Raw genomic sequence first — 2,392 nt, forward strand, 5'->3', positions numbered from 1 at the left:
ACCTGCAAGAAATGCGCGGCGAGCTGCCGAACGATGGCGGACATGTCGAGCTGAGCGGCGCGCTTCGCACGTGCCCCACATAGTCACGTTCAGGCCAGAGCCCCCGGTCACAGCTTGTGTGTCCGACAACTACGCCAGGACAGCGATCATGGCACGTGGCACAAAGTCCGAGTATCCGGCAACGGCGGAAATCATCGCACCCGCCATCGCCGGAGCCTTCCGTGCCGCCACCCGATAGTCGGGTAATGCCGAGCACCATCTTTACGATTGCGTGAACGCTCCACGGTCGATCTGTATTGGAGAAGTCAGTGTCAACCGCCGAATTTGTCAACCGGCTACCCGAATTGCTCCGCCCCAATCCAGCAAGGGTAGTGATCAGACCCTATATGCCGTCGACGGAAACCTATAAATATGCGGTACCGGATCAGCCACGTGCGCAGCGCATCGCCGACCGCGTCCTGGCGCTCGACCCAGCATCGCTCCACGATGAGTTGCAACGCATTCTTGATGATTTCTCGGGAAGGCATCGTGAGGTTCCGTCCCTGTTTTTGCGGCGGTTCCACGAGGTTGATGGCATCATCGTCTGTGATTGCGAGGTCACCCATGAACAGGCGCTCTTGATCGGTGCCCATTTTTGCAACGAATATTCCTATGAGGCAGCAGCGCTTTTCAATCCGAGCATCGTCCTGCATCCTGATCAGTCTGCTGTACCTGAAAACTCTCTCCGATTCATTCTTTCCCTGCGAGGCGTGGGCGAGGGGCATATCTCCTCCGTCACCTTTCGCACCGGGTTTTGCGCCGCGGACGGAACCATAGCAATCAATCCTCCGAGCCCCATGCCGCTCGTGCTGGAGACTGAAAACATCTCCGGCGAGGACGGGCCGGACGCGGGCATTCGGATCAAGTGCGATGGCAGCCACGATCTCTCGGAGATCGTGATCTTTCCGACAACCCCCAGCCAGCGTGGTGGCATCGAAGACCTTCGCTTGGTCCGCTTCCTGGACGACGATGGCCGAGCCACCTATTTCGGTACATATACGGCATTTAGCGGCCAGTCCGTCCGGCAGGAGTTGTTGTCCACGCCGGACTTCCGGACATTCGAACTCAGACCGCTGCGTGGGGATGCCACCGGTAGCAAGGGCATGGCGCTTTTCCCCCGACGCATTGCCGGGCACTTTGCCATGCTTGGGCGCGAGGATAACGAAAATATCTGGTTCCTGACGTCCGCGGACATTCACGACTGGAGTGGCGGAGCGAAAGCCATCGAACCTCGCTGGCCTTGGGAGTTTGTCCAGATCGGTAATTGCGGATCGCCGATCGAGATCGACGAAGGCTGGCTGGTCGTAACTCATGGAGTCGGCGCCGTTCGGAACTATTGCATCGGGGCGTGCCTGCTGGACCGTGACGATCCCTCGAAGCTGCTGGCGCGGACGAAGCTACCGCTTTTGCGGTCGGACATGGATGAGCGCGAAGGTTATGTGCCAAACGTAGCCTACAGCTGCGGCGCGATGGTACATAATCGGGTGCTGGTACTGCCTTATGCCATTGCTGACAGCTTCACCACTTTTGCCACTATTCCTCTCGAGCGTCTGCTGGCCGCCATGGATTAGTCACTGTTGCCGACCTGTCCTGCTCTCGAGTCCGAACCATAGTTACACATCGGCACAACAACGATGCCAGTGCGATAATTTATGGCCATCTCAGAGACGGACTTCGCACATTACGTATACAGCAAGGCGGAAGGTGACACCATTTCACGGGCAAGCTCCGGAAGGGGCGACAATCGACCGGGCATATGCTCGATCGAACGGGAAACCCAGACTTGAAGGAATGGATACTTGCGCAAGAAGACGGCAATGATCGCTTCGCTCGCAGCTCTCGGCTTCCTCGCCGTCAGTGCCGGACCGGTGCTGGCGGACGGGATGCCGCCGGGCATGCCCGATCTTGAGGAGACCCTCAAGGCCAGGCCGGCGCCTGCCCAGCCCGATCCTGCCCACATGCAGGGCATGGCTCACGGTAAGGAGCAGATGCACGGCCAGATGATGCAGGGCCATCGAATGGCGATGCGGGATTCGCAGGACCAGGACGGCGCCTCCGGCATGTCACACAGGTCGGACGGTGGTTGCTGACCCTGCCATCATTCCATCAGACGACAAGGTTGACGGACAAGATCATGGCCGCTTTCAACCGAAGCCTTGGTCCGCCGTTCCCACGGCGGGCCAATCGCTTTTCTGGCCGGTCTCAGGACGAGAAAACCAGGCCGGGTCACATTTTTGATCGATCCCGGATCATCATTTTACGCGCCTGCTCCAGCAGGCACACGGCCGATCGGATTTCGATTCGTAACTTACGTATACAGACTGCGTCTCGCTAGCAGCATTGAAGCTTCGGA

General features: G+C 58.8%; 2 protein-coding genes. Both read left to right on the forward strand.

Annotated elements, in window-relative coordinates; genetic code table 11:
• The first annotated feature begins 386 nt into the window (after nt 1-386).
• Nucleotides 387-1,610: a glycoside hydrolase family 130 protein gene (locus AX703_RS02165; protein WP_016743863.1), complete on the forward strand. Its 1,224-nt coding sequence runs from the start codon at nt 387-389 to the stop codon at nt 1,608-1,610.
• A gap of 228 nt (nt 1,611-1,838) precedes the next feature.
• Nucleotides 1,839-2,129 carry a hypothetical protein gene (locus AX703_RS02170; protein WP_007406388.1) on the forward strand — a complete coding sequence of 97 codons (291 nt, stop codon included), beginning with the start codon at nt 1,839-1,841 and terminating at the stop codon, nt 2,127-2,129.
• The last annotated feature ends 263 nt before the right edge of the window (nt 2,130-2,392 follow it).

It is taken from the genome of Novosphingobium sp. CCH12-A3 (genome assembly GCF_001556015.1).
Taxonomy (GTDB): Bacteria; Pseudomonadota; Alphaproteobacteria; order Sphingomonadales; family Sphingomonadaceae; genus Novosphingobium; species Novosphingobium subterraneum.

Coding starts and splice junctions, on each gene's coding strand:
- AX703_RS02165 (WP_016743863.1), top strand. CDS start 387: ATGCCGTCGACGGAAACCTATAAATATGCGGTACCGGATCAGCCACGT.